General features: G+C 59.7%; 5 protein-coding genes and 1 pseudogene. 2 read left to right on the top strand and 4 right to left on the bottom strand.

Going from position 1 to position 6,000, the window contains the following annotated elements:
- Positions 1-652: 652 nt before the first annotated feature.
- Positions 653-1,099: pseudogene (locus tag AC04SF_RS35600) on the bottom strand (aminotransferase class I/II-fold pyridoxal phosphate-dependent enzyme); the annotation flags it as partial.
- 751 nt (positions 1,100-1,850) lie between these two features.
- On the opposite strand from AC04SF_RS35600, the gene AC04SF_RS35595 reads away from it, so the two are divergent.
- Entirely contained in the window at positions 1,851-2,414 is a 564-nt protein-coding gene (locus tag AC04SF_RS35595; RefSeq protein ID WP_488481588.1) for a hypothetical protein, read from the top strand.
- A gap of 26 nt (positions 2,415-2,440) precedes the next feature.
- Positions 2,441-3,424 carry a S8/S53 family peptidase gene (locus AC04SF_RS35590; protein ID WP_488481587.1) on the top strand — a complete coding sequence of 328 codons (984 nt, stop codon included), beginning with the start codon at positions 2,441-2,443 and terminating at the stop codon, positions 3,422-3,424.
- A 255-nt stretch (positions 3,425-3,679) separates the two neighbouring features.
- Here AC04SF_RS35590 and AC04SF_RS35585 read toward each other — a convergent pair whose 3' ends face one another.
- From AC04SF_RS35585 to AC04SF_RS35575, 3 genes are all read right to left on the bottom strand, one after another.
- Positions 3,680-3,868: a hypothetical protein gene (locus AC04SF_RS35585; protein WP_488481586.1), complete on the bottom strand. Its 189-nt coding sequence runs from the start codon at positions 3,866-3,868 to the stop codon at positions 3,680-3,682.
- Positions 3,869-3,931: 63 nt separating this feature from the next.
- Positions 3,932-5,563, bottom strand: coding sequence for a chaperonin GroEL (gene groL / locus AC04SF_RS35580; protein WP_488481585.1), 1,632 nt, complete (start codon positions 5,561-5,563; stop codon positions 3,932-3,934).
- 56 nt (positions 5,564-5,619) lie between these two features.
- The gene (locus AC04SF_RS35575) at positions 5,620-5,934 is read right to left on the bottom strand and encodes a co-chaperone GroES (protein ID WP_488481584.1); all 315 of its coding nucleotides are present in this window, start codon (positions 5,932-5,934) and stop codon (positions 5,620-5,622) included.
- Positions 5,935-6,000: the final 66 nt, after the last annotated feature.

The raw sequence follows: 6,000 nt of genomic DNA, 5'->3' as shown, positions 1-6,000 counted from the left end.
GCGGCGTCTTTGTGGTGGACGGCACGCGCGAGCTGGTTAGGCGATTGGCGCAACCAGGGCAGCCAGTCCAGCTGGACCTCGACGGGCTCCGTGCCGATCGGCAGGCACTGCAAAACCGACTGAGGGGCTGAAGCTTCGCCATGGCGGGATAGCTTAGATTTAGATTGGAGCACCTCACGCCTACGGCTTGGGGTTCGGGTCCGATAGGTGGGCGGCGCACGGCCTGCGAAGGAGCATTCCCACCCGACCTGAAAAAGCAGCTGACTCATTTCTTGTGACTGCCTTTGGCCAGAAAATTCCGACGCAGGGGACCATCAAAAATTACACTTTGATTCAAGGGGAAAATTGCAAAAAATATCTTTGAGGTTATGCGAACTATTGGACCAGTCGGGCGGGCTCGCCAGCGGCTGAGAGTGGCACCTGCTCGCGCGATATGGATCGAGTGACGGAACTTTTTGCGGGAGTCGGATATGTCGTCGCCTGGTGTCGCAGCCATTACGTCGTTCACCGCTAGTGGAGCTGACCTCGATCTTTCCCGCCCCATGAAGAGCCACGGAAAATCGACGCTTCCTCCTCGATACCAACATGATCAGCAATGTCGTAAAATAGCAGCCGTCGGAATCGCACCTGGCATGAATGTCGAGACAGCGTCGTGCGCCTCGTCGACGACGATGAAGGCCTCATGCCGATCGCCAAGCGCGATCAGGCTCTCCATCGGCGCGCGCGATCGCCATCCATGCCGTAAGAACTTTCGACTGCGATCCAGATGCGCCCGGTGCCGCCTTCGGCTCGCCAGCGCGTGATCGCATCCTCGAAAGGATCGACGCCGTGATGCTCGGAGAACTTGAGACCGGCGCGTGCCCCTCAAGTATGCTGGTATGGGCCAGCTCGTCGAGGATCAAAATGTCCCCTCCTGCGACAGGGCGGCCAGCAGAGCGAAGTTGGCGATGTAGCCGCTGCCGAAGAACAGCGCGCGTTCAGCTCGGAAGAACGCCGCGGCGCCCGCCTCCAGAGCCTCGCATTCCGGCGCATTGCCGCGCAGCAGCCGCGAACCGGTGGCGACCGGGGCACCCCGCGCGATCGCCGCCTCAACCGCGTCGCTTCAATCCCTTCCGGCAGTTTGCCTTTCCGTACAAGAAGATCCAGCAAGCCGACCAAACAAGCCTATGTCGTCAAATTGCCAAAGCGACACAAATTGTCGGACACCGTCCAAGTCTGCAGAACTCATCCGCTTCGACGAGAGCAGCGTCAGCTTCCGTTATAAAGACAATTCCCGCCTGGCGCCAACCCGTGGCAAGCCATGACGTCCAGACAGTTGGTCCGACATTCCTAATCCCTCCATGTCCTGCCACCCGGCTTCGGAAGTCGTCTGGTATTCCGGGGTGGTCATCGGGCGGCAGACATTCACCAATTACGGGCGAGTGGGGGCTTGATAATGCTGCGCCGGACACATGGGCGTCATCGAGTTGTTCGCCTGCCGTGGGGCAGTCGCGAGCGCCGCCGCACAGCTTTCCAGCAGCACGCAGGGCCGCGATTGGTCGGACCCAAGCCGCTCTTGCGCTGTATGCCTGCCAGGTTGCCTTCATTTTCTAGCGGCATCGTACAATCGGTATGAATTTTGCTGCTTCCATTGAGAGGCGGCGGAGTTGCTTGCCAGGTAAGAGCGAAGCGATCGCTCGGTAAATTGCAAGGACTGGAGCAAGTGAGTTTGTTGAGATCGATCGCGTTCTCTGCTGGCAGGCATGCGTCTGCGGCTACGGCCGCTGCCGCGCTTGAACACGTGCCCAGGGATATCGTGTGCCTGTCGAGGCCCGATGGTTTGGAGGCGGCTCCACCTATGGGCGTTGCAGATGGGCATTAGGTTACAGGCGAGTTTCGTCCTATTTGGGATGACATTTCCCCTCAGCGTGATCACTGCGAACGGACAGGAGACCTGTCTCGTCGACATTCAGCAGGGGTCAGAGCTAACCGCGGTCGCCAGCCGCCTGGGGAAGGGAGGATATGAGCTGTCGGATGGCACCCAGGTGTCTTTTGACAAGTGGTACCGTAGCAAATGGATCGACATGCGATTTGAAATGTTAACAAAGCTGTCGGACGATTTCGGTCTCCTGTGGGGAGCCAGTTCCGGCCAGCACGCCAAAAAGGTTCGTATCGACCCGGGCATAAAACTGGGCTTTATTGTGCAAAAGCGCCCGACACCCTCGACGGCGCTTTCTCTCATCGTCAGTTCGATTTTGGGCGGGAACCTGACTGAACAACCCTGCACCGCTAATTATGGCGACATCGGCGGGGTCCAGACCGTGAATTGCCGTCTAGCGGCGTCCCGGCTTCCGCCCGCCGATACGTTGAAGCATTTGGTAAACGTCCATCCGAGCCGATTGAGACTCAGTCTCTGGTTCAAAGGTCAGTTCTAAGTGATGGTGAATGGTTCATTTCGTTGATGTACAACCGCAGACAGGAGTTTGATTTGCGCAGAAAGCAATTGTTGCAGGCAGGGTTTGTTGCCGGTTTTGCCGTGTGCCTGTGGGCACCAAGCGGTTTCGCCGGTGACCTCGATTCCGGAGTGACCGGCAAATGGAGTGCCGGAACCCCAACCATGGAAGGCAGTAGCTCGGGCTGCGCACAAAATCCCGACGGCACCTTTTGCTGGATGAGTCCGGATATTGGTGAAGCATGGGCATCGGGCTATACCGGTTCTGGGGTATCTGTGACTATCGTGGACGACTTCAAAGGTGAAATCCAAGAGGGGGATCTCGGCCATGGCCCCCAATGGCGACACCATGGGCAGTGGAGTGCTGAAGTAGCCGGCATGGTGGCACCTGGCGCAAAGATAATCGAGGTTGACTATTCTGAATCCGTTCCGCTCACGCTGGAGGACGGGCTCAATGTCGTCAATCTGAGCTTTGCCCTTGAGGGTCCCGTGAGCGAATTTCCGCTTGAGCAATCGATTGCCGCTGCGGCTCGGGCGGGTGATGCGGTCTTCACAAAGGTAGCCGGCAACGAGGCTGTAGCGGTAGGGACCCCGATCGAGGGGACTGTGGACTACCTAGCTCTCGACCTGATTGGGGCGCCATCGACCATCTTTGTGGGTGCGCTCGAGCACAATGGCACTCCCGAAAACAAGGCAAAGCTCGCCTCCTATTCGAATTATGCCGGTTCAGATTCGGAGGTGCAGAGCCACTTCCTGACGGTGGGGGTCGAAAGTGACAAGACCGGGCTATCCGGAACTTCTGTCGCGGCACCTGTGGTTGCGGGCTATGCCGCCATCCTTGGCAGCAAGTTCACGTCTGCAACACCGACACAGATTACCAATCAGTTGCTGGATACAGCCAGGACCGACACGCTCGTCAACTATGATGCGGCGACTTACGGCCGCGGCGAGGCCAGCCTCTCGAGGGCACTGGCACCCGTTTCGATCGAGTAAAGGAGCTCATAGACCGGAAGAGCAAACGTGTTGCGAGGCGTTGATAAGCCACAAGAACGCCTCGCAATCCGCCTTGGGAACTGTGCTGTTTCGTGCAACAGCTCTTTGTGAACGACGAAAGTTCAACGATTGGCTCCGAAAAATGGGCAGGGAGAGCATCGGGAGTCGTGCATTCTGACTGCGAACCTCCTCGGTGCGAACAGACAGCCTTTTCAGCGGCCCCGGCGACGACGCCTCCGCGGGTGACGTTTGAGACTATCTGACGGGGGTGCCGGTCGGAATACCTTTGGGATCCAGTTCCACAACCGGCAGGGCGGGGTCGATGAAAGCTCTGAGCCAAACGCTGACCCCACCATCATTGTGGATATCGACCCAACCCAGGACACTTTCAGTTTCGATGCTGTAGGTCTCACTTGCCGCGCGCGCCCCGGGGCGCTCATTCATGGCGATCCCCATTCCAGGGAAGTGCTCGTTCCCGCGGGAGCGAGCACTTCCCCTTCAATTTGATCAAAAGTCCATGCCGCCGCCGCCCGGAATCGCCGGAGCGGGGGTGTCCTTCTTCGGCCTCTCGGCCACCATCGCCTCGGTGGTGACAAGCAGGCCGGCTACGGAAGCGGCATCCTGCAGCGCCGTGCGCACGACCTTGGCAGGATCAATAACGCCTTGGCCGAAGAGATCGCCGAATTCGTTGGTCTGCGCGTTCCAGCCATAGCCAAAATCGGGCTTTTCGCGAACCCTGCCCACGATGATGGAGCCTTCCGCGCCGCTGTTTTCGGCGATCTGGCGAGCGGGAGCCTCGATCGCGCGCCGCACGATGTCGACCCCGGTCTTCTGGTCCGGGTTGTCTACAGCGACATTCTCGAGCGCCCTTGCTGCCCTGAGTAGTGCCACGCCGCCGCCCGGCAAGACACCTTCCTCGACAGCTGCGCGGGTGGCGTGCAGCGCGTCGTCGACGCGGTCCTTACGCTCCTTGACCTCGACTTCCGTCGAGCCGCCGACGCGGATCACGGCGACACCGCCGGCGAGCTTGGCCAGGCGCTCCTGCAGCTTCTCGCGGTCATAGTCGGAAGTGGTCTCCTCAATCTGCACCCGAATTTGAGCCACGCGGCTGTTGATTTCGTCCTTATGGCCGGCACCATCGACGATGGTGGTGTTCTCCCTGTCGATGTCCACCTTGCGAGCGCGGCCGAGCATTTCCAGTGTCACATTCTCGAGCTTGACGCCGAGATCCTCGCTGATGGCCGTGCCGCCGGTCAGGATGGCAATATCCTCCAGCATCGCTTTGCGGCGGTCGCCGAAACCCGGGGCCTTGACGGCGGCGACCTTCAGTCCGCCGCGCAGCTTGTTGACCACGAGCGTAGCCAGTGCCTCGCCTTCGACGTCCTCGGCGATGATTAGCAGCGGCTTGGCGGACTGAACCACGGCCTCCAGCAACGGTACCAAGGCTTGCAGATTGGCCAGCTTCTTCTCGTGAATCAGCACGTAGGGCTCTTCGAGCTCGACGCGCATCTTGTCTTGGTTGGTGATGAAATAGGGGCTGAGATAACCGCGGTCGAACTGCATGCCTTCGACCACTTCCAGCTCTGTCTCGGCGGTCTTGGCTTCCTCGACGGTGATGACGCCCTCATTGCCGACCTTGTCCATCGCTTCGGCCAGGAAGCGGCCGATCTCTGCATCGCCATTGGCCGAAATCGTGCCGACCTGGGCGATCTCGTCGTTCTTCGTTACCTTGCGGGCATTGGCCTTTAAATCGCCGAGGATCGCTTCCACCGCCTTGTCAATGCCACGCTTCAAATCCATCGGGTTCATGCCAGCGGCGACTGCCTTGGCGCCCTCGGTCACGATCGACTGCGCCAGCACCGTGGCGGTGGTGGTGCCGTCGCCGGCGATGTCGCTGGTCTTCGAAGCAACTTCGCGGACCATCTGCGCGCCCATGTTCTCGAACTTGTCCTCAAGCTCGATCTCCTTGGCGACGGTGACGCCATCCTTGGTGATGCGCGGGGAGCCGAAGCTCTTGTCGATTACCACATTACGGCCTTTGGGACCGAGCGTCACCTTCACCGCATTGGCGAGAATGTCGACGCCGCGCAGCATGCGGTCGCGGGCATCAGCATGAAATTTCACTTCCTTGGCAGCCATTGGTTCACTCCAGCAAGTAGGCAGTTCTTGTTGACTCCTTGTGTCATGCGTCTCGGTTACGCGGCCTGGCTGGCCGAGCTCGAAACCTCGATGACGCCCAGGACGTCGCTTTCCTTCATGATGAGCAGGTCTTCGCCATTGAGCTTGATCTCGGTGCCCGACCACTTGCCGAACAGAACGCGGTCGTTGACCCTCACGTCGAGGGGGCTGAGCTTCCCGCTCTCGTCGCGAGCGCCGGCGCCGACGGCGATGACTTCGCCTTCCTGCGGCTTTTCCTTGGCTGTGTCGGGGATGATGATGCCGCCGGCCGTCTTCTCATCGGCCTCGATGCGGCGGACGAGTATACGGTCATGCAATGGACGGAACGTCATGTTGTTCTCCTTCAGGATAAACAGATTGCGAGAGCCTCCCCCGATCCTGGCTATCAGGACCAGAAC

The sequence above is a fragment of the Mesorhizobium sp. CNPSo 4671 genome (assembly GCF_057784245.1).
The sequence above is the reverse complement of the archived record's forward strand: the minus strand, read 5'-3'. Positions and strand labels throughout refer to the sequence as shown.

What these genes read in the sequence shown, in the direction of transcription:
- AC04SF_RS35595 (WP_488481588.1), top strand. Translation starts at nt 1,851, where the DNA reads ATGGGCATTAGGTTACAGGCGAGTTTCGTCCTATTTGGGATGACATTT.
- AC04SF_RS35590 (WP_488481587.1), top strand. Translation starts at nt 2,441, where the DNA reads ATGTACAACCGCAGACAGGAGTTTGATTTGCGCAGAAAGCAATTGTTG.
- AC04SF_RS35585 (WP_488481586.1), bottom strand. Translation starts at nt 3,868, where the DNA reads ATGAATGAGCGCCCCGGGGCGCGCGCGGCAAGTGAGACCTACAGCATC.
- groL (WP_488481585.1), bottom strand. Translation starts at nt 5,563, where the DNA reads ATGGCTGCCAAGGAAGTGAAATTTCATGCTGATGCCCGCGACCGCATG.
- AC04SF_RS35575 (WP_488481584.1), bottom strand. Translation starts at nt 5,934, where the DNA reads ATGACGTTCCGTCCATTGCATGACCGTATACTCGTCCGCCGCATCGAG.